At 43.2% G+C, this 18,426-nt stretch carries 33 protein-coding genes; all 33 read left to right on the top strand.

Features of this window, described 5'->3' with window-relative positions:
• Positions 1-151 precede the first annotated feature (151 nt).
• Positions 152-523 carry a 30S ribosomal protein S12 gene (gene rpsL, locus ACTHS3_RS01515; protein ID WP_002218431.1) on the top strand — a complete coding sequence of 124 codons (372 nt, stop codon included), beginning with the start codon at positions 152-154 and terminating at the stop codon, positions 521-523.
• 117 nt (positions 524-640) lie between these two features.
• Positions 641-1,111 carry a 30S ribosomal protein S7 gene (rpsG, locus tag ACTHS3_RS01520; protein WP_002240962.1) on the top strand — a complete coding sequence of 157 codons (471 nt, stop codon included), beginning with the start codon at positions 641-643 and terminating at the stop codon, positions 1,109-1,111.
• Positions 1,112-1,129: 18 nt separating this feature from the next.
• Positions 1,130-3,235 (top strand): elongation factor G, encoded by a 2,106-nt coding sequence (gene fusA / locus ACTHS3_RS01525; protein WP_003749269.1) that lies wholly within the window; start codon positions 1,130-1,132, stop codon positions 3,233-3,235.
• 88 nt (positions 3,236-3,323) lie between these two features.
• Positions 3,324-4,508 carry an elongation factor Tu gene (gene tuf / locus ACTHS3_RS01530; protein ID WP_004520187.1) on the top strand — a complete coding sequence of 395 codons (1,185 nt, stop codon included), beginning with the start codon at positions 3,324-3,326 and terminating at the stop codon, positions 4,506-4,508.
• A gap of 17 nt (positions 4,509-4,525) precedes the next feature.
• Positions 4,526-4,837 (top strand): 30S ribosomal protein S10, encoded by a 312-nt coding sequence (gene rpsJ, locus ACTHS3_RS01535; RefSeq protein WP_002642322.1) that lies wholly within the window; start codon positions 4,526-4,528, stop codon positions 4,835-4,837.
• 252 nt (positions 4,838-5,089) lie between these two features.
• Positions 5,090-5,734 (top strand): 50S ribosomal protein L3, encoded by a 645-nt coding sequence (gene rplC / locus ACTHS3_RS01540; protein ID WP_004520188.1) that lies wholly within the window; start codon positions 5,090-5,092, stop codon positions 5,732-5,734.
• Complete coding sequence (gene rplD, locus ACTHS3_RS01545; RefSeq protein WP_003684798.1) at positions 5,734-6,354, top strand: 50S ribosomal protein L4; 621 nt, start codon at positions 5,734-5,736, stop codon at positions 6,352-6,354. Before rplC ends, rplD begins: the two co-directional genes overlap by 1 nt.
• The gene (gene rplW / locus ACTHS3_RS01550) at positions 6,351-6,665 is read left to right on the top strand and encodes a 50S ribosomal protein L23 (RefSeq protein ID WP_002243944.1); all 315 of its coding nucleotides are present in this window, start codon (positions 6,351-6,353) and stop codon (positions 6,663-6,665) included. Before rplD ends, rplW begins: the two co-directional genes overlap by 4 nt.
• A gap of 5 nt (positions 6,666-6,670) precedes the next feature.
• Positions 6,671-7,504: a 50S ribosomal protein L2 gene (rplB, locus tag ACTHS3_RS01555; RefSeq protein WP_003684813.1), complete on the top strand. Its 834-nt coding sequence runs from the start codon at positions 6,671-6,673 to the stop codon at positions 7,502-7,504.
• Between the two features lie 5 nt (positions 7,505-7,509).
• The gene (gene rpsS, locus ACTHS3_RS01560) at positions 7,510-7,788 is read left to right on the top strand and encodes a 30S ribosomal protein S19 (protein ID WP_002215422.1); all 279 of its coding nucleotides are present in this window, start codon (positions 7,510-7,512) and stop codon (positions 7,786-7,788) included.
• 8 nt (positions 7,789-7,796) lie between these two features.
• Entirely contained in the window at positions 7,797-8,126 is a 330-nt protein-coding gene (gene rplV, locus ACTHS3_RS01565) for a 50S ribosomal protein L22 (RefSeq protein WP_003749277.1), read from the top strand.
• Between the two features lie 9 nt (positions 8,127-8,135).
• Positions 8,136-8,828, top strand: a complete 693-nt coding sequence (gene rpsC / locus ACTHS3_RS01570; protein ID WP_004520189.1) for a 30S ribosomal protein S3 — start codon at positions 8,136-8,138, stop codon at positions 8,826-8,828.
• On the top strand, positions 8,812-9,228 hold the full coding sequence (gene rplP, locus ACTHS3_RS01575) for a 50S ribosomal protein L16 (RefSeq protein WP_003684741.1): 417 nt from the start codon (positions 8,812-8,814) through the stop codon (positions 9,226-9,228). Before rpsC ends, rplP begins: the two co-directional genes overlap by 17 nt.
• Positions 9,228-9,419, top strand: a complete 192-nt coding sequence (gene rpmC, locus ACTHS3_RS01580) for a 50S ribosomal protein L29 (protein WP_003684705.1) — start codon at positions 9,228-9,230, stop codon at positions 9,417-9,419. The genes rplP and rpmC overlap by 1 nt, the downstream gene beginning before the upstream one ends.
• Positions 9,419-9,682: a 30S ribosomal protein S17 gene (gene rpsQ / locus ACTHS3_RS01585; protein ID WP_003684766.1), complete on the top strand. Its 264-nt coding sequence runs from the start codon at positions 9,419-9,421 to the stop codon at positions 9,680-9,682. Before rpmC ends, rpsQ begins: the two co-directional genes overlap by 1 nt.
• A gap of 227 nt (positions 9,683-9,909) precedes the next feature.
• Complete coding sequence (gene rplN / locus ACTHS3_RS01590; RefSeq protein WP_002215434.1) at positions 9,910-10,278, top strand: 50S ribosomal protein L14; 369 nt, start codon at positions 9,910-9,912, stop codon at positions 10,276-10,278.
• Between the two features lie 11 nt (positions 10,279-10,289).
• A complete protein-coding gene (gene rplX, locus ACTHS3_RS01595; protein WP_004520190.1) occupies positions 10,290-10,613 on the top strand; it encodes a 50S ribosomal protein L24 in 324 nt (107 codons plus the stop codon).
• A gap of 9 nt (positions 10,614-10,622) precedes the next feature.
• Positions 10,623-11,162: a 50S ribosomal protein L5 gene (gene rplE / locus ACTHS3_RS01600; RefSeq protein ID WP_003684750.1), complete on the top strand. Its 540-nt coding sequence runs from the start codon at positions 10,623-10,625 to the stop codon at positions 11,160-11,162.
• 2 nt (positions 11,163-11,164) lie between these two features.
• A complete protein-coding gene (rpsN, locus tag ACTHS3_RS01605) occupies positions 11,165-11,470 on the top strand; it encodes a 30S ribosomal protein S14 (protein WP_003684736.1) in 306 nt (101 codons plus the stop codon).
• Between the two features lie 14 nt (positions 11,471-11,484).
• Positions 11,485-11,877, top strand: a complete 393-nt coding sequence (rpsH, locus tag ACTHS3_RS01610) for a 30S ribosomal protein S8 (RefSeq protein ID WP_003684738.1) — start codon at positions 11,485-11,487, stop codon at positions 11,875-11,877.
• 13 nt (positions 11,878-11,890) lie between these two features.
• A complete protein-coding gene (rplF, locus tag ACTHS3_RS01615; protein ID WP_004464590.1) occupies positions 11,891-12,424 on the top strand; it encodes a 50S ribosomal protein L6 in 534 nt (177 codons plus the stop codon).
• A 13-nt stretch (positions 12,425-12,437) separates the two neighbouring features.
• Complete coding sequence (gene rplR / locus ACTHS3_RS01620) at positions 12,438-12,791, top strand: 50S ribosomal protein L18 (RefSeq protein ID WP_003749287.1); 354 nt, start codon at positions 12,438-12,440, stop codon at positions 12,789-12,791.
• A 17-nt stretch (positions 12,792-12,808) separates the two neighbouring features.
• Positions 12,809-13,327, top strand: coding sequence for a 30S ribosomal protein S5 (rpsE, locus tag ACTHS3_RS01625; RefSeq protein ID WP_003684704.1), 519 nt, complete (start codon positions 12,809-12,811; stop codon positions 13,325-13,327).
• Positions 13,320-13,505, top strand: coding sequence for a 50S ribosomal protein L30 (gene rpmD / locus ACTHS3_RS01630; protein WP_440366956.1), 186 nt, complete (start codon positions 13,320-13,322; stop codon positions 13,503-13,505). Before rpsE ends, rpmD begins: the two co-directional genes overlap by 8 nt.
• 1 nt (position 13,506) lies before the next feature.
• The gene (gene rplO, locus ACTHS3_RS01635; RefSeq protein WP_004520192.1) at positions 13,507-13,941 is read left to right on the top strand and encodes a 50S ribosomal protein L15; all 435 of its coding nucleotides are present in this window, start codon (positions 13,507-13,509) and stop codon (positions 13,939-13,941) included.
• A gap of 13 nt (positions 13,942-13,954) precedes the next feature.
• Complete coding sequence (gene secY, locus ACTHS3_RS01640; protein WP_004520193.1) at positions 13,955-15,268, top strand: preprotein translocase subunit SecY; 1,314 nt, start codon at positions 13,955-13,957, stop codon at positions 15,266-15,268.
• Between the two features lie 4 nt (positions 15,269-15,272).
• The gene (gene infA / locus ACTHS3_RS01645) at positions 15,273-15,491 is read left to right on the top strand and encodes a translation initiation factor IF-1 (RefSeq protein WP_003684714.1); all 219 of its coding nucleotides are present in this window, start codon (positions 15,273-15,275) and stop codon (positions 15,489-15,491) included.
• An 18-nt stretch (positions 15,492-15,509) separates the two neighbouring features.
• Entirely contained in the window at positions 15,510-15,623 is a 114-nt protein-coding gene (gene rpmJ / locus ACTHS3_RS01650; RefSeq protein WP_003697674.1) for a 50S ribosomal protein L36, read from the top strand.
• 67 nt (positions 15,624-15,690) lie between these two features.
• Positions 15,691-16,053: a 30S ribosomal protein S13 gene (gene rpsM / locus ACTHS3_RS01655; protein ID WP_003749295.1), complete on the top strand. Its 363-nt coding sequence runs from the start codon at positions 15,691-15,693 to the stop codon at positions 16,051-16,053.
• A 19-nt stretch (positions 16,054-16,072) separates the two neighbouring features.
• A complete protein-coding gene (gene rpsK / locus ACTHS3_RS01660; protein ID WP_002216249.1) occupies positions 16,073-16,468 on the top strand; it encodes a 30S ribosomal protein S11 in 396 nt (131 codons plus the stop codon).
• A gap of 19 nt (positions 16,469-16,487) precedes the next feature.
• The gene (rpsD, locus tag ACTHS3_RS01665) at positions 16,488-17,108 is read left to right on the top strand and encodes a 30S ribosomal protein S4 (protein WP_003749296.1); all 621 of its coding nucleotides are present in this window, start codon (positions 16,488-16,490) and stop codon (positions 17,106-17,108) included.
• Between the two features lie 25 nt (positions 17,109-17,133).
• On the top strand, positions 17,134-18,120 hold the full coding sequence (locus tag ACTHS3_RS01670; protein WP_003684706.1) for a DNA-directed RNA polymerase subunit alpha: 987 nt from the start codon (positions 17,134-17,136) through the stop codon (positions 18,118-18,120).
• Between the two features lie 24 nt (positions 18,121-18,144).
• On the top strand, positions 18,145-18,426 hold a 282-nt coding region (gene rplQ / locus ACTHS3_RS01675), incomplete at its 3' end, for a 50S ribosomal protein L17 (RefSeq protein ID WP_440366958.1).

Genomic DNA, 18,426 nt, shown 5'->3' on the forward strand with positions numbered 1-18,426 from the left:
AGACGGCCTTTGTTGTTAAATCGTTATCACAAAATGAAAAAACATCATGATTTATCAGCAATATGCTTGACTTGTATCTTGCAAAAAAACTATAATTCCACTCTTGCCGACATGGTGTCGGCAAGTATTTAACTCAACAGGACGAGAAAATATGCCAACTATCAACCAATTGGTACGCAAAGGCCGTCAAAAGCCCGTGTACGTAAACAAAGTGCCTGCACTGGAAGCTTGCCCGCAAAAACGTGGCGTGTGCACCCGTGTATACACAACTACCCCTAAAAAACCTAACTCTGCATTGCGTAAGGTATGTAAAGTTCGCCTGACCAACGGTTTTGAAGTAATTTCATACATCGGCGGTGAAGGCCACAACCTGCAAGAGCACAGCGTCGTATTGATTCGCGGCGGTCGTGTAAAAGACTTGCCAGGTGTACGTTACCACACTGTACGCGGTTCTTTGGATACTGCAGGTGTTAAAGACCGTAAACAAGCCCGTTCTAAATACGGTGCTAAGCGTCCTAAATAATTATCGGGACTCAAATAGGCACGTCGGCCGCCTAAGCTGAACAACGGCCGAGTAAGTGAATACTTAATTGGGTATTCATGGGAATAGACCCAACTGAATAGATTAAAGGAAATTAAAATGCCAAGACGTAGAGAAGTCCCTAAGCGCGACGTACTGCCAGATCCAAAATTCGGCAGCGTTGAGCTGACTAAATTCATGAACGTATTGATGATTGACGGTAAAAAATCTGTTGCAGAGCGTATCGTTTACGGTGCTCTGGAGCAAATTGAGAAAAAAACCGGCAAAGTAGCAATCGAAGTATTTAACGAAGCCATTGCAAACGCCAAACCTATCGTGGAAGTGAAAAGCCGCCGTGTAGGTGGTGCAAACTACCAAGTTCCTGTTGAAGTTCGTCCTTCACGTCGTCTGGCCTTGGCAATGCGCTGGGTTCGCGATGCGGCCCGTAAACGTGGTGAGAAATCTATGGACCTGCGTTTGGCGGGTGAATTGATTGATGCGGCTGAAGGTCGTGGCGGTGCGTTGAAAAAACGTGAAGAAGTACACCGCATGGCTGAAGCAAACAAAGCATTCTCTCACTTCCGTTTCTAATATCGAAAGGCTAACAAAATGGCTCGTAAGACCCCTATCAGCCTGTATCGCAATATCGGTATTTCTGCCCATATTGACGCGGGTAAAACAACCACAACAGAACGTATTTTGTTCTATACAGGTTTGACTCATAAATTGGGCGAAGTGCATGACGGCGCGGCTACTACCGACTACATGGAACAAGAGCAAGAGCGTGGTATTACCATTACTTCTGCTGCTGTGACTTCTTATTGGTCTGGTATGGCGAAACAGTTCCCTGAGCACCGTTTCAACATCATCGACACTCCGGGACACGTTGACTTTACTGTAGAGGTAGAGCGTTCTATGCGTGTATTGGACGGCGCGGTAATGGTTTACTGTGCAGTAGGCGGTGTTCAACCTCAATCTGAAACCGTATGGCGTCAAGCTAACAAATACCAAGTACCTCGCTTGGCATTTGTAAACAAAATGGACCGTCAAGGTGCCAACTTCTTCCGCGTTGTTGAGCAAATGAAAACCCGTTTGCGCGCAAACCCAGTACCTATCGTGATTCCGGTTGGTGCGGAAGACAGCTTCAGCGGTGTCGTTGACCTGTTGAAAATGAAATCCATTATTTGGAATGAAGCCGATAAAGGTACAACCTTTACCTATGGCGACATTCCTGCTGAATTGGTTGAGACTGCCGAAGAATGGCGTCAAAACATGATTGAAGCTGCAGCAGAAGCCAGCGAAGAATTGATGGACAAATACTTGGGCGGTGATGAGCTGACTGAAGAAGAAATCGTAGGCGCATTGCGTCAACGTACTTTGGCCGGTGAAATTCAACCAATGTTGTGCGGTTCAGCATTTAAAAACAAAGGTGTTCAACGTATGTTGGATGCAGTTGTAGAATTGCTGCCTGCTCCTACCGACATTCCTCCAGTTCAAGGTGTTAACCCTAACACTGAAGAAGCCGACAGCCGTCAAGCCAGCGATGAAGAGAAATTCTCTGCATTGGCGTTCAAAATGTTGAATGATAAATACGTTGGTCAGCTGACTTTCATCCGCGTTTACTCTGGTGTGGTGAAATCCGGTGATACCGTATTGAACTCTGTAAAAGGTACTCGCGAACGTATCGGTCGCTTGGTGCAAATGACTGCTGCAGACCGTACTGAAATTGAAGAAGTACGCGCTGGTGATATTGCAGCTGCGATCGGTCTTAAAGACGTTACTACTGGTGAGACCTTGTGTGCAGAAAGCGCACCTATCATCTTGGAACGCATGGAATTCCCTGAGCCGGTAATCCATATTGCCGTTGAGCCGAAAACCAAAGCCGACCAAGAGAAAATGGGTATCGCCCTGAACCGTCTGGCGAAAGAAGACCCTTCTTTCCGCGTTCGTACAGACGAAGAGTCCGGTCAAACCATTATTTCTGGTATGGGTGAGCTGCACTTGGAAATTATTGTTGACCGTATGAAACGCGAATTCGGCGTGGAAGCAAACATCGGTGCGCCTCAAGTGGCTTACCGTGAAACCATCCGCAAAGAAGTTGAAGCTGAATACAAACATGCCAAACAATCTGGTGGTAAAGGTCAATACGGTCACGTTGTGATCAAAATGGAACCTATGGAACCAGGTGGTGCGGGCTACGAATTTATCGATGAAATTAAAGGTGGTGTGATTCCTCGCGAATTTATTCCGTCTGTCGATAAAGGTATTCGCGATACTTTGCCTAACGGTATCGTTGCCGGTTACCCAGTAGTTGACGTACGTGTGCGTCTGATCTTCGGTTCTTCACACGATGTTGACTCCTCTCAACTGGCCTTCGAATTGGCTGCGTCTCAAGCCTTCAAAGAAGGTATGCGTAAAGCCAATCCAGCTCTGTTGGAACCAATCATGGCAGTTGAGGTGGAAACACCTGAAGAATACATGGGTGACGTAATGGGCGACTTGAACCGTCGTCGTGGTGTTGTATTGGGTATGGATGATGACGGCATCGGCGGTAAAAAAGTCCGTGCCGAAGTGCCTCTGGCAGAAATGTTCGGTTATTCTACCGACCTGCGTTCTGCAACCCAAGGCCGCGCTACTTACTCTATGGAGTTCAAGAAATATTCTGAAGCTCCTGCCCACATAGCTGCTGCTGTAACTGAAGCCCGTAAAGGCTAATCAGGCAAATAGGTCGTCTGAAAGGCTGAAATGATTTTTCAGACGGCCTCTGTTCTTTAATCGATCTTTAATGTAAAGGAATTAGCTCATGGCTAAGGAAAAATTTGAACGTAGCAAACCGCACGTAAACGTTGGCACCATCGGTCACGTTGACCATGGTAAAACCACTCTGACTGCTGCTTTGACTACTATTTTGGCTAAAAAATTTGGTGGTGCTGCAAAAGCTTACGACCAAATCGACAACGCTCCTGAAGAAAAAGCCCGCGGTATTACCATTAATACCTCACACGTAGAATACGAAACTGAAACCCGTCACTACGCACACGTAGACTGCCCAGGCCACGCCGACTACGTTAAAAACATGATTACCGGTGCTGCCCAAATGGACGGCGCGATCTTGGTATGTTCCGCAGCTGACGGTCCTATGCCACAAACTCGCGAACACATCCTGTTGGCCCGCCAAGTAGGTGTACCTTACATCATCGTATTCATGAACAAATGCGACATGGTTGACGATGCCGAGTTGTTGGAACTGGTTGAAATGGAAATCCGTGACTTGTTGTCAAGCTACGACTTCCCAGGTGATGACTGCCCAATCGTACAAGGTTCTGCACTGAAAGCCTTGGAAGGTGACGCTGGTTACGAAGAAAAAATCTTCGAATTGGCTGCTGCTCTGGACAGCTACATCCCAACACCTGAGCGTGCTGTGGACAAACCTTTCTTGTTGCCTATCGAAGACGTATTCTCTATCTCCGGTCGTGGTACAGTAGTAACCGGTCGTGTAGAGCGCGGTATCATCCACGTTGGTGACGAGATCGAAATCGTAGGTCTGAAAGAAACTCAAAAAACCACTTGTACCGGTGTTGAAATGTTCCGCAAACTGCTGGACGAAGGTCAAGCAGGTGACAACGTAGGCGTATTGCTGCGTGGTACTAAACGTGAAGATGTAGAGCGTGGTCAAGTATTGGCTAAACCAGGTACTATCACTCCTCACACCAAATTCAAAGCAGAAGTATACGTACTGAGCAAAGAAGAGGGTGGTCGTCACACTCCATTCTTCGCTAACTACCGTCCACAATTCTACTTCCGTACTACTGACGTAACTGGTGCAGTTACTTTGGAAGAAGGTGTAGAAATGGTAATGCCAGGTGAGAACGTAACCATTACTGTAGAACTGATTGCGCCTATCGCTATGGAAGAAGGTCTGCGCTTTGCGATTCGCGAAGGTGGTCGTACCGTAGGTGCGGGTGTGGTTTCTTCTGTAATTGCTTAATTGAGGGATATTGATAAATGGCAAACCAAAAAATCCGTATCCGCCTGAAAGCTTATGATTACAGTCTGATTGACCGTTCTGCGCAAGAAATCGTTGAAACTGCCAAACGTACTGGCGCTGTTGTTAAAGGTCCGATTCCTTTGCCAACTAAAATCGAACGTTTCAACATCTTGCGTTCTCCTCACGTGAATAAAACTTCTCGTGAACAATTGGAAATCCGTACCCACTTGCGTCTGATGGACATCGTGGACTGGACTGACAAAACTACTGATGCACTGATGAAACTGGATCTTCCAGCGGGTGTGGATGTAGAAATTAAAGTTCAATAAGAACTGAAAAACCGAACAGCTTGGCTGTTCGGTTTTTTTATAGAATTCTTAGGCCGTCTGAAAATTGTCAGACATTTGGCAACGCTTCATCCGAAAAAAATGATGGTTTTAAGAAGTTAAATTGAAATTTTTGTTGATATTTCTTTGATTTGTCAATTATAATGGTGGACTTGGTACATCCGTATCAAGTTTAACTTTGTCTGAAAGGCAGGCCAATCGTAGCCCGCCCCTTTACTTAAAAGGAAAATAATCATGACTTTAGGTCTGGTTGGACGCAAAGTTGGTATGACTCGCGTGTTCGACGAACAGGGTGTTTCTGTTCCGGTAACTGTTTTGGATATGTCTGCCAACCGCGTTACACAAGTGAAATCCAAAGATACTGACGGCTACACTGCTGTACAAGTTACCTTTGGTCAGAAAAAAGCTAATCGTGTCAACAAAACTGAAGCCGGTCACTTTGCTAAAGCGAGTGTTGAAGCTGGTCGCGGTTTGGTTGAGTTTGCTTTGACTGAAGAAAAGCTGGCTGAATTAAAAGTCGGTGATGAAATTACCGTTTCTATGTTTGAAGTTGGTCAATTGGTAGATGTAACCGGTACCTCTAAAGGTAAAGGTTTCTCTGGTACGATCAAACGTCATAACTTCGGTGCTCAACGTACTTCCCACGGTAACTCCCGTTCTCACCGTGTTCCTGGTTCTATCGGTATGGCACAAGACCCTGGTCGCGTGTTCCCTGGTAAACGTATGGCAGGTCAATACGGTAACACTAAAGCAACTGTTCAAAAATTGGAAGTTGTGCGTGTTGATGCTGAACGCCAACTCTTGTTGGTTAAAGGTGCTGTTCCGGGTTCGGTTAACAGCGACGTCGTGGTTCGTCCTAGCGTGAAAGTAGGTGCGTAATGGAATTGAAAGTAATTGACGCTAAAGGACAAGTATCTGGCAGCTTGGCTGTTTCTGATGCTTTGTTTGCTCGTGAATACAATGAAGCTCTGGTTCACCAACTGGTTACTGCTTACTTGGCAAATGCCCGTTCTGGTAATCGTGCTCAAAAGACTCGTGCCGAAGTAAACCACTCTACTAAAAAACCATGGCGCCAAAAAGGTACCGGTCGTGCTCGTTCCGGTATGACTTCTTCTCCGCTGTGGCGTAAAGGTGGTCGTGCATTCCCAAACAAACCTGACGAAAACTTCACTCAAAAAGTGAACCGTAAAATGTACCGTGCCGGTATGGCGACTATTTTGTCCCAATTGGCTCGTGATGAACGTTTGTTTGCAATCGAAGCATTGACTGCTGAAACTCCTAAAACCAAAGTTTTTGCTGAACAAGTGAAAAATTTGGGTTTGGAGCAAGTTCTGTTTGTAACTAAACAGCTCGACGAGAATGTTTACTTGGCTTCACGCAACTTGCCTAACGTATTGGTTTTGGAAGCTCAACAAGTTGATCCTTACAGCTTGCTGCGTTACAAAAAAGTCGTTATCACTAAAGATGCAGTTGCACAATTAGAGGAGCAATGGGTATGAATCAACAACGTTTGACTCAAGTAATCTTGGCACCTATCGTTTCTGAAAAAAGCAACGTATTGGCTGAAAAACGTAACCAAATGACGTTTAAAGTTTTGGCAAATGCAACAAAACCTGAAATTAAAGCGGCTGTTGAGCTGCTGTTCGGCGTTCAAGTTGCAGACGTTACTACTGTTACCATTAAAGGTAAAGTTAAACGTTTTGGTCGCACTTTAGGTCGTCGCAGCGATGTTAAAAAGGCTTATGTAAGCTTGGCTGCCGGTCAAGAGTTGGATTTGGAAGCCGCTGCTGCAGCTGCAGATAAGGAATAAACAAAATGGCAATCGTTAAAATGAAGCCGACCTCTGCAGGCCGTCGCGGCATGGTTCGCGTGGTAACAGAAGGTTTGCACAAAGGTGCACCTTATGCACCTCTGCTAGAAAAGAAAAATTCTACTGCCGGTCGTAACAACAATGGTCATATCACTACCCGTCATAAAGGTGGTGGCCATAAACATCATTACCGCGTTGTAGATTTTAAACGTAACAAAGACGGTATCCCTGCAAAAGTAGAGCGTATCGAATATGACCCTAACCGTACTGCATTTATCGCACTGTTGTGCTATGCAGATGGTGAGCGTCGCTACATCATTGCTCCTCGTGGTATTCAAGCCGGTGCAGTATTGGTTTCCGGTGCTGAGGCTGCTATCAAAGTAGGTAACACTTTGCCGATCCGCAATATTCCTGTTGGTACAACTATTCACTGTATCGAAATGAAACCAGGTAAAGGTGCGCAAATTGCGCGTTCTGCTGGTGCTTCTGCGGTATTGCTTGCAAAAGAAGGTGCTTACGCTCAAGTTCGTTTGCGTTCTGGTGAAGTACGCAAAATTAGCGTAAATTGCCGTGCAACTATCGGTGAAGTTGGTAACGAAGAACAAAGCCTCAAAAAAATCGGTAAAGCTGGTGCTAACCGCTGGCGTGGTATTCGTCCGACCGTTCGTGGTGTTGTAATGAACCCTGTTGATCACCCGCATGGTGGTGGTGAAGGCCGTACTGGTGAAGCTCGCGAACCGGTTAGCCCATGGGGTACTCCTGCTAAGGGCTACCGCACTCGTAATAACAAACGCACGGATAACATGATTGTTCGTCGTCGTTACTCAAATAAAGGTTAATTAGTATGGCTCGTTCATTAAAAAAAGGCCCATATGTAGACCTGCATTTGCTGAAAAAAGTAGATGCTGCTCGTGCAAGCAACGACAAACGCCCAATTAAAACTTGGTCACGTCGTTCTACCATTTTGCCTGATTTCATTGGTCTGACTATCGCTGTACACAACGGTCGCACTCACGTGCCTGTGTTTATCAGTGACAACATGGTTGGTCATAAATTAGGTGAGTTCTCATTGACCCGTACCTTTAAAGGCCACTTGGCCGATAAAAAGGCTAAAAAGAAATAAGGTGAATCATGAGAGTAAGTGCACAACATAAAAACGCCCGTATTTCAGCTCAAAAAGCTCGTTTGGTAGCTGATTTGATTCGTGGTAAAGACGTTGCCCAAGCTTTGAATATCTTGGCATTCAGCCCTAAAAAAGGTGCTGAGCTGATTAAAAAAGTATTGGAATCAGCAATCGCCAATGCCGAACACAACAATGGTGCAGACATTGACGAACTGAAAGTGGTAACTATCTTTGTTGACAAAGGTCCAAGCTTGAAACGTTTTCAAGCTCGTGCCAAAGGTCGCGGTAACCGCATCGAGAAACAAACTTGTCATATTAACGTGACAGTGGGCAACTAAGGAAAAGCTATGGGACAAAAGATTAACCCTACAGGCTTTCGCCTGGCGGTAACTAAAGACTGGTCTTCAAAATGGTTTGCTAAAAGCACCGACTTTTCTACTGTTTTGAAACAAGATATTGATGTTCGTAACTACTTGCGTAAAAAACTGGCTAATGCTTCAGTTGGTCGCGTAGTGATCGAGCGTCCTGCTAAATCTGCACGTATTACTATTCACTCTGCTCGTCCAGGTGTGGTTATTGGTAAAAAAGGTGAGGATATTGAAATCTTGAAGCGTGACTTGCAAACTCTGATGGGTGTGCCTGTTCATGTAAATATTGAAGAGATTCGTCGTCCTGAATTGGATGCACAAATCATTGCTGATGGTATTGCCCAGCAGCTTGAAAAACGTGTTCAATTCCGTCGCGCTATGAAACGTGCAATGCAAAATGCAATGCGTTCTGGTGCTAAAGGCATCAAGATCATGACTTCAGGTCGTCTGAATGGTGCTGATATCGCTCGTAGCGAATGGTACCGTGAAGGTCGTGTGCCTTTGCATACTTTGCGTGCGAACGTAGATTATGCAACTAGCGAAGCGCACACTACTTATGGTGTACTGGGTCTGAAAGTTTGGGTTTATACAGAAGGTAATATTAAATCTTCTAAACCTGAGCATGAGAAGAAACAAAGAAAGGCAGGTGGACGTAATGCTGCAGCCAACTAGACTGAAATATCGCAAGCAACAAAAAGGTCGTAATACCGGTATTGCTACTCGCGGTAACAAAGTAAGTTTCGGTGAGTTCGGTTTGAAAGCCGTAGGTCGTGGTCGTTTGACTGCCCGCCAAATCGAAGCTGCTCGTCGTACTATGACTCGTCATATTAAACGTGGCGGTCGTATTTGGATTCGTGTATTCCCTGATAAACCAATTACTGAAAAACCTATCCAAGTTCGTATGGGTGGCGGTAAAGGTAATGTGGAATATTACATTGCTGAAGTTAAACCAGGCAAAGTATTGTACGAAATGGACGGTGTTCCTGAGTCTTTGGCTCGTGAAGCATTTGAATTGGCCGCTGCCAAATTGCCTATTCCTACAACCTTTGTAGTAAGACAGGTGGGTCAATAATGAAAGCAAATGAATTGAAAGACAAATCTATTGAGCAATTAAACTCTGATTTGTTGGACTTGTTGAAAGCTCAGTTTGGCTTACGCATGCAAAATGCAACCGGTCAGTTGGGTAAATCTAGCGAGTTGAAACGTGTACGTCGCGATATTGCTCGTATTAAAACCATTTTAACTGAAAAAGGTGCTAAGTAATGAGCGAAGCTAAAAATGTTCGTACTTTGCAAGGCAAAGTGGTAAGCGACAAAATGGACAAAACTGTTACAGTATTGGTTGAACGTAAGGTTAAACACCCTCTGTACGGTAAAATTATTCGTTTATCAACTAAAATCCATGCCCATGATGAAAACAATCAATATGGCATTGGTGATGTAGTGGTAATCGAGGAATCTCGTCCTTTGTCAAAAACCAAGTCTTGGGTTGTAAAGGAATTGGTTGAGAAAGCCCGTACTGTTTGATTTAAAACACAGTAATGCAGCTTAATAAGAAACGAAGTCTTGCAGCAAAGTTAATTTGCGTGTAAACTTCGTTTCTTATCTTCCAGCTTCTTATGGAAGTTTCTCTCCCTTCGGGATCCAAGACTGGTTTACTAGAACCGTGATGGTTTCATTTAATAAGCAGCTTAAAGTAAGGTGCGAGTTATATGAAAGTGGTAAATTAAGTTGGTTAATTTAAAGGTACTAATATGATTCAAATGCAGACCATCTTAGATGTGGCTGATAACTCTGGTGCGCGTCGCGTAATGTGCATCAAAGTATTAGGCGGATCTAAGCGTCGCTACGCTTCTGTTGGCGACATTATTAAAGTTGCAGTTAAAGATGCAGCCCCGCGTGGTCGTGTCAAAAAAGGTGATGTATACAATGCGGTAGTTGTTCGTACTGCTAAAGGTGTGCGTCGTCCTGATGGTGCGTTAATTAAATTCGATAACAATGCTGCTGTGTTGTTGAATAATAAACTTGAACCTCTGGGTACCCGTATTTTTGGTCCGGTAACCCGTGAATTGCGTACTGAGCGATTTATGAAAATCGTTTCATTGGCGCCTGAAGTATTATAAGGAATAGCGCGATGAATAAAATCATTAAAGGCGATCAGGTTGTAGTGATTACCGGTAAAGATAAAGGTAAGCAAGGTCAAGTAGTTCGAGTATTGGGTGATAAAGTTGTTGTTGAGGGTGTTAATGTTGTAAAACGCCATCAAAAACCTAATCCAATGCGTGGTATTGAGGGTGGCATTATTGCTAAAGAAATGCCTTTAGATATTTCTAATATTGCAATCCTGAATCCGGAAACTAATAAAGCTGACCGTGTTGGTATTAAGCTGATTGAAAATGAAGGCAAAGTTAAACGCGTTCGTTTCTTCAAATCAAATGGCTCTATCATTGGAGCATAAGGAGATAACATGGCTCGTTTGAGAGAGTTTTATAAAGATACAGTTGTTCCTGAATTGGTTAAACAATTTGGTTACAAATCAGTAATGGAAGTTCCACGTATTGAAAAAATCACCTTAAATATGGGTGTAGGTGAAGCTGTTGCTGATAAAAAAGTAATGGAGCATGCTGTTTCTGATTTAGAGAAAATTGCTGGTCAAAAACCAGTTGTTACTGTTGCTCGTAAATCTATCGCAGGTTTTAAAATCCGTGATAACTATCCAGTTGGTTGCAAAGTAACATTGCGTCGTGATCAAATGTTTGAATTCTTAGATCGTTTGATTACTATTGCATTGCCTCGCGTACGTGACTTCCGCGGTGTAAGCGGTAAATCATTTGATGGTCGTGGCAATTACAATATGGGCGTTCGTGAGCAAATTATTTTCCCGGAAATTGAATACGATAAAATCGATGCTTTGCGTGGTTTGAATATTACTATTACAACTACTGCAAAAACTGATGAAGAAGCGAAAGCTTTGTTGTCACTGTTCAAGTTTCCGTTTAAAGGATAATCATGGCTAAGAAAGCACTTATTAATCGTGAGCTGAAACGTCAAGCATTGGCGAAAAAGTTTGCAGCTAAACGTGAGGCAATTTTCGCTGTTATTAATGATGCTAATGCGACTGAAGAAGAACGTTTTGAGGCACGTTTGAAATTTCAATCCATTCCTCGTAATGCAGCACCTGTACGTCAACGTCGTCGTTGTGCTTTAACAGGTCGTCCTCGTGGCACTTTCCGTAAATTTGGTTTGGGCCGTATTAAAATCCGTGAAATCGCTATGCGTGGCGAGATCCCTGGTGTTGTTAAAGCTAGCTGGTAATAGGAGTATAAATAATGAGTATGCATGATCCTATTTCCGATATGTTGACTCGTATTCGCAATGCGCAACGTGCTAATAAAGCAGCAGTTGCCATGCCTTCTTCTAAACTGAAATGTGCAATTGCAAAAGTTCTGAAAGAAGAAGGTTATATCGAGGATTTTGCGGTTTCTGCTGATGCAAAACCGGTATTGGAAATTCAATTGAAATACTATGCAGGTCGTCCTGTGATTGAGCAAATTAAACGTGTTTCACGTCCAGGTTTGCGTATTTACAAAGCATCAAGTGAGATCCCTAGCGTAATGAATGGCCTGGGTGTCGCTATTGTTAGTACTTCTAAAGGTGTAATGACTGATCGCAAAGCCCGTTCTGAGGGTGTTGGTGGTGAGTTGTTGTGCATCGTAGCCTAGTGGAGAAAAGTAAATGTCACGCGTCGCAAAAAACCCAGTGACTGTTCCTGCTGGTGTAGAAGTAAAATTCGGAACAGATGCATTGGTTATCAAAGGTAAAAACGGCGAATTGTCTTTTCCTTTGCATTCCGATGTTGCTATTGAACTGAACGATGGTAAATTGACTTTTGCTGCAAAAAATGACAGTAAACAGGCTAATGCTATGTCTGGTACTGCTCGTGCATTGGTTAATAACATGGTTAAGGGTGTTTCTGAAGGTTTTGAGAAAAAACTTCAATTGATTGGTGTGGGTTATCGTGCCCAAGCTCAGGGCAAAGTTTTGAACTTGTCTTTGGGTTTCTCTCATCCAATCGTATACGAAATGCCTGAAGGTGTTTCTGTTCAAACTCCTAGCCAAACAGAAATCGTTTTGACTGGTGCAGATAAACAAGTGGTTGGCCAAGTCGCTGCTGAAATTCGTGCATTCCGTTCTCCTGAGCCTTATAAAGGTAAAGGTGTTCGTTATGTGGGTGAAGTAGTAGTGATGAAAGAAGCCAAGAAAAAATAATTGAGGTTCACTAATGGATAAACATACAACCCGACTCCGTCGTGCACGCAAAACCCGTGCGCGTATTGCGGACTTGAAAATGGTAAGATTATGTGTGTTCCGCAGCAATAATCATATTTATGCTCAAGTAATTAGTGCTGAAGGTGATAAAGTATTGGCTCAAGCCTCTACATTGGAAGCTGAAGTACGTAGTAGCCTGAAATCAGGTAGTAACGTTGAAGCAGCAGCTGTAGTTGGTAAGCGTATTGCTGAAAAAGCTAAAGCAGTGGGTGTTGAAAAAGTTGCTTTTGACCGTTCAGGTTTCCAATATCACGGTCGTGTGAAAGCTTTGGCTGAAGCTGCACGTGAAAATGGTTTAAGCTTCTAATATTTGGAGACTTTCAGATGGCAAAACATGAAATTGAAGAACGCGGTGACGGCCTGATTGAAAAGATGGTCGCAGTTAATCGCGTGACTAAAGTAGTTAAAGGTGGCCGTATCATGGCTTTCTCTGCACTGACTGTTGTTGGTGATGGTGATGGTCGCATCGGTATGGGCAAAGGTAAATCAAAAGAAGTACCAGTTGCTGTTCAAAAAGCAATGGATCAAGCTCGACGCTCTATGATTAAAGTACCTTTGAAAAACGGTACTATTCATCATGAAGTTATTGGTCGTCATGGTGCTACTAAGGTATTTATGCAACCTGCTAAAGAAGGTAGCGGTGTGAAAGCTGGTGGTCCAATGCGTTTAGTATTTGATGCTATGGGTATTCATAACATTTCAGCTAAAGTACATGGTTCTACTAATCCTTACAATATTGTACGCGCTACATTAGACGGTTTGTCTAAATTGTATACCCCTGCTGATATTGCTGCTAAACGTGGCTTGACAGTAGAAGATATTTTGGGAGCTAACCATGACTAAGCAAAAAAAGATTAAAGTTACATTGGTTAAGAGCCTGATCGGTACAATTGAATCTCATCGTGCATGTGCTCGCGGTTTAGGTTTGCGCCGTCGTGAACATACTGTAGAGGTTTTGGATACCCCTGAAAACCGTGGCATGATCAATAAAATCAGCTACTTGTTGAAAGTGGAGTCTTAATATGTTTTTGAATACTATTCAACCTGCTGAGGGTGCTACTCACGCTAGTCGTCGTGTAGGCCGTGGTATTGGTAGCGGCTTGGGTAAGACAGGTGGTCGTGGTCATAAAGGTCAAAAAAGCCGTTCTGGTGGCTTCCACAAGGTAGGTTTTGAAGGCGGTCAAATGCCTTTGCAACGTCGTCTGCCGAAACGTGGTTTCAAATCTTTGACTGCGGCCGCTAATGCTGAAGTTCGTTTGAGTGAATTGAATCTGATTGCTGTGAACGAGATTGATGTCTTGGTTCTTAAACAAGCTGGTCTGATTCCTGCAACTGCTTCTAATGTAAAAGTTATTGCTTCTGGTGAAATCTCAAAAGCAGTTACCTTGAAAGGTGTAAAAGCTACTAAAGGTGCTAAAGCTGCTATTGAAGCTGCCGGTGGTAAAGTAGAAGAATAAGGCTTGCACTACAGTGGCTAATCAACAATCTTTATCAGGATTATCCAAATTTGGTGATCTGAAAAAACGTCTGGTGTTCCTTTTAGGTGCTTTAGTCGTTTTCCGTATTGGTGCTCATATACCGGTACCGGGCGTAGATGCTGTTGCATTAGCTAAGTTATACGAAGGCGCTGCAAACGGCATATTCGGAATGTTAAATATGTTCTCGGGTGGTTCGTTGGAGCGCTTTAGTATATTTGCAATTGGTATCATGCCTTATATTTCATCGTCGATTATTGTTCAGCTTGCTTCTGAAATTGTTCCTTCTTTAAAAGCTTTAAAGAAGGAAGGTGAGGCTGGTAGGAAAATAATTACGAAATATACTAGGTATGGGACGGTATTATTGGCTGTATTGCAAAGCTTTGGTGTTGCAACATTTGTTTATCAACAAGGTGTTGTTGTAACGAGTTCGCTTGAGTTTCATATTTCTACAGTGGTCTGTTTGGTTACAGGTACTATGTTTCTGATGTGGTTAGGGGAGCAAATTACCGAGCGTGGTATTGGTAATGGTATTTCTTTAATTATTACAGCAGGCATTGTATCGGGTATCCCATCCGGTATTGTTCGGTTATTAACTTTGACTGAACAAGGCTCTATGAGTATGTTGATGGCGGTATCAATTGTGATTGGTATTTTGCTGTTGATCTATGCTGTAGTTTATTTTGAGAGTGCTCAGCGTAAAGTTCCTGTGCATTATGCTAAAAGACAGTTTGGCTCTGGAATAATGCCGGGACAAAGCATTCATATGCCGTTCAAGCTAAATATGGCAGGTGTTATTCCTCCTATTTTTGCTTCCAGTATTATTTTATTTCCATCTACACTTTTAGGTTGGTTTGGTTCAAATAGTACGAATTCTGTTCTTCATAAGGTTGCTGCAATGCTGCAACACGGACAGCCTTTGTATATTGGATTGTTTGCAACAACTATTATCTTCTTCTGCTATTTCTATACTGCTTTAGTATTTAGCCCTAAAGAAATGGCTGAGAATTTGAAGAAAAGTGGTGCATTTGTACCTGGTATTCGCCCAGGTGAGCAAACTTCTAGATATTTGGAAAAAGTTGTACTGAGACTAACATTATTTGGTGCTTTGTATATCACTACAATCTGTCTGATACCTGAATTTTTAACGACAGCATTGAATGTACCTTTCTATTTAGGCGGAACATCTTTGCTTATCTTGGTTGTCGTTACAATGGATTTTAGGACGCAAATCAATTCCTACGTAATGAGCAGTCAGTATGAAGATTTGATGAGTCGTCCAGATATGAAATCTTTATCACGTAAGTAGGCTTATGGCTAAAGAAGATACCATACAGATGCAGGGTGAAATCCTTGAGACTTTGCCCAATGCAACGTTTAAAGTAAAACTGGAAAATGATCATGTAGTACTTGGTCATATCTCTGGAAAAATGCGAATGCACTATATCCGTATTTCTCCAGGTGATAAGGTAACAGTTGAATTAACTCCTTATGATTTAACCCGTGCTCGGATTGTTTTCCGAGCAAGATAAACGATAAAAGGAAATAAAATGCGTGTACAACCTTCTGTAAAGAAAATTTGTCGCAATTGCAAGATTATTCGTCGTAATCGTGTAGTTCGCGTAATTTGTACTGACCCACGTCACAAACAACGTCAAGGTTAAGAAGCTAGTTTTCTTAACTATTGATTTTGTGGTATAGTGACATACTTTGCCCTAAAAAGGAAAAAATATGGCTCGTATTGCAGGGGTAAATATCCCTAATAATGCCCATATCGTAATTGGCCTTCAGGCTATTTATGGTATTGGTGCGACTCGTGCTAAATTGATTTGTGAGGCAGCAAATATTGCTCCTACTACTAAAGCAAAAGATTTGGACGAGGCTCAATTAGACGCTTTGCGTGAGCAAGTTGCTAAATATGAAGTTGAAGGCGATTTGCGTCGTGAAGTAACGATGAGCATTAAACGACTGATGGATATGGGTTGCTATCGCGGCTTCCGTCATCGTCGTGGCTTGCCTTGTCGTGGTCAACGCACTCGCACAAATGCTCGTACCCGTAAAGGTCCGCGCAAAGCGATTGCCGGTAAGAAATAAATTTTAAGGAATTTGATTAATGGCTAAAGCAAACACAGCTTCGCGTGTACGTAAAAAAGTACGTAAAACCGTAAGCGAAGGTATTGTGCACGTTCATGCATCTTTCAACAATACCATCATTACAATCACTGACCGTCAAGGCAATGCATTGTCTTGGGCTACCTCTGGCGGCGCTGGTTTTAAAGGTTCTCGTAAAAGTACACCATTTGCAGCACAAGTTGCAGCAGAAGCAGCTGGTAAAGTTGCCCAAGAGTATGGCGTTAAAAATTTAGAAGTCCGCATTAAAGGCCCTGGCCCTGGTCGCGAATCTTCTGTACGTGCTTTAAACGCTCTTGGTTTCAAGATTACCAGCATTACTGACGTTACCCCGTTGCCTCATAACGGTTGCCGTCCGCCTAAAAAACGTCGTATTTAATATTGGAGTGATTTAAAACATGGCACGTTATATTGGCCCTAAATGTAAATTAGCACGTCGCGAAGGTACGGATCTGTTTTTGAAGAGTGCACGTCGCTCTTTGGATTCAAAATGTAAAATGGATTCTGCACCTGGTCAGCACGGTGCGAAAAAACCACGTTTGTCAGACTACGGTTTGCAATTGCGTGAAAAACAAAAAATCCGTCGTATTTATGGTGTGTTAGAACGCCAATTCCGTCGTTACTTTGCGGAAGCTGATCGTCGTAAAGGTTCTACCGGTGAATTGCTGTTGCAATTGCTGGAGTCCCGTTTGGATAATGTCGTTTATCGTATGGGTTTTGGCTCTACCCGCGCTGAAGCACGTCAATTGGTTTCTCATAAAGCTATCGTTGTAAACGGTCAGGTTGTTAATATCCCTTCTTTCCAAGTTAAAGCAGGCGATGTTGTAGCTGTTCGTGAAAAAGCTAAGAAACAAGTACGTATCCAAGAGGCATTGAGCTTGGCTACTCAAATTGGCTTGCCAAGCTGGGTATCTGTTGATGCCGACAAATTGGAAGGTGTATTCAAAAATATGCCGGATCGCTCAGAATTGTCTGGCGATATTAATGAACAGCTGGTGGTAGAGTTCTACTCTAAATAATGCTAGCTCAATGAGGGACAGTTAAATGCAAAATAGCACAACCGAATTTTTGAAACCTCGTCAAATCGATGTAGATACCTTGTCTTCTACTCGAGCTAAGGTGTCTATGCAGCCATTTGAGCGTGGTTTTGGTCATACTTTAGGTAATGCTTTGCGTCGTATCTTACTGTCATCCATGAATGGCTTTGCCCCAACTGAAGTAGTTATTTCTGGCGTATTGCACGAATACTCTACTATTGATGGTGTTCAGGAGGATGTTGTTGACGTTCTCTTGAACATTAAAGGTATCGTATTCAAGCTTCACGGTCGTAACCAAGTTCAGTTGACTTTGAAGAAAACAGGTGCCGGTGCAGTTGTAGCCGGTGATATTGATTTGCCACACGATGTGGAAATCATCAATCCTGAACATGTTATTTGCCACTTGGCTGACAATGGCCAAATCGACATGGAAATTAAAGTAGAGCAAGGTCGTGGTTATCAGTCTGTTTCAGGCCGTCGCGTATTGCGTGATGAGAACAAACAGATTGGTGCGATTCAGTTGGATGCGAGCTTTTCGCCCATCAGTCGTGTTAGCTTTGAAGTTGAACCTGCACGCGTAGAGCAACGCACGGATTTGGATAAATTGGTTTTGGATATTGAAACCAATGGTTCTATTGATCCAGAAGAAGCTGTACGTAGTGCCGCACGTATCTTAATTGACCAAATGTCTATTTTTGCAGATCTGCAAGGTACTCCGGTTGAAGAGGTTGAAGAAAAAGCACCTCCTATCGATCCTATCTTGCTGCGTCCTGTAGATGATTTGGAATTAACCGTACGTTCAGCTAATTGTCTGAAAGCTGAAGATATTTACTATATTGGCGATTTGATTCAACGTACTGAAACCGAGCTTCTCAAGACCCCTAATTTGGGTCGTAAATCTTTGAATGAGATCAAAGAAGTGTTGGCCTCTAAAGGTCTGACATTAGGTTCCAAATTAGAAGCTTGGCCGCCTGTAGGCTTAGAAAAGCCGTAAGTTTGAAGATTAAAGGATAATGACATGCGTCATCGTAATGGCAACCGCAAATTAAACCGTACTAGCAGCCACCGTGCTGCGATGCTGCGCAATATGGCGAATTCCTTGTTGACTCACGAAACCATCGTGACAACTTTGCCTAAAGCAAAAGAATTGCGCCGCGTAGTTGAGCCCTTGATTACCTTGGGTAAAAAACCTTCTTTGGCAAACCGTCGTTTGGCTTTTGACCGCACTCGCGATCGTGATGTTGTAGTTAAATTGTTTGACGAATTGGGTCCACGCTTTGCTGCTCGTAACGGCGGCTAT

This window comes from Neisseria sp. P0009.S007 (assembly GCF_051962515.1).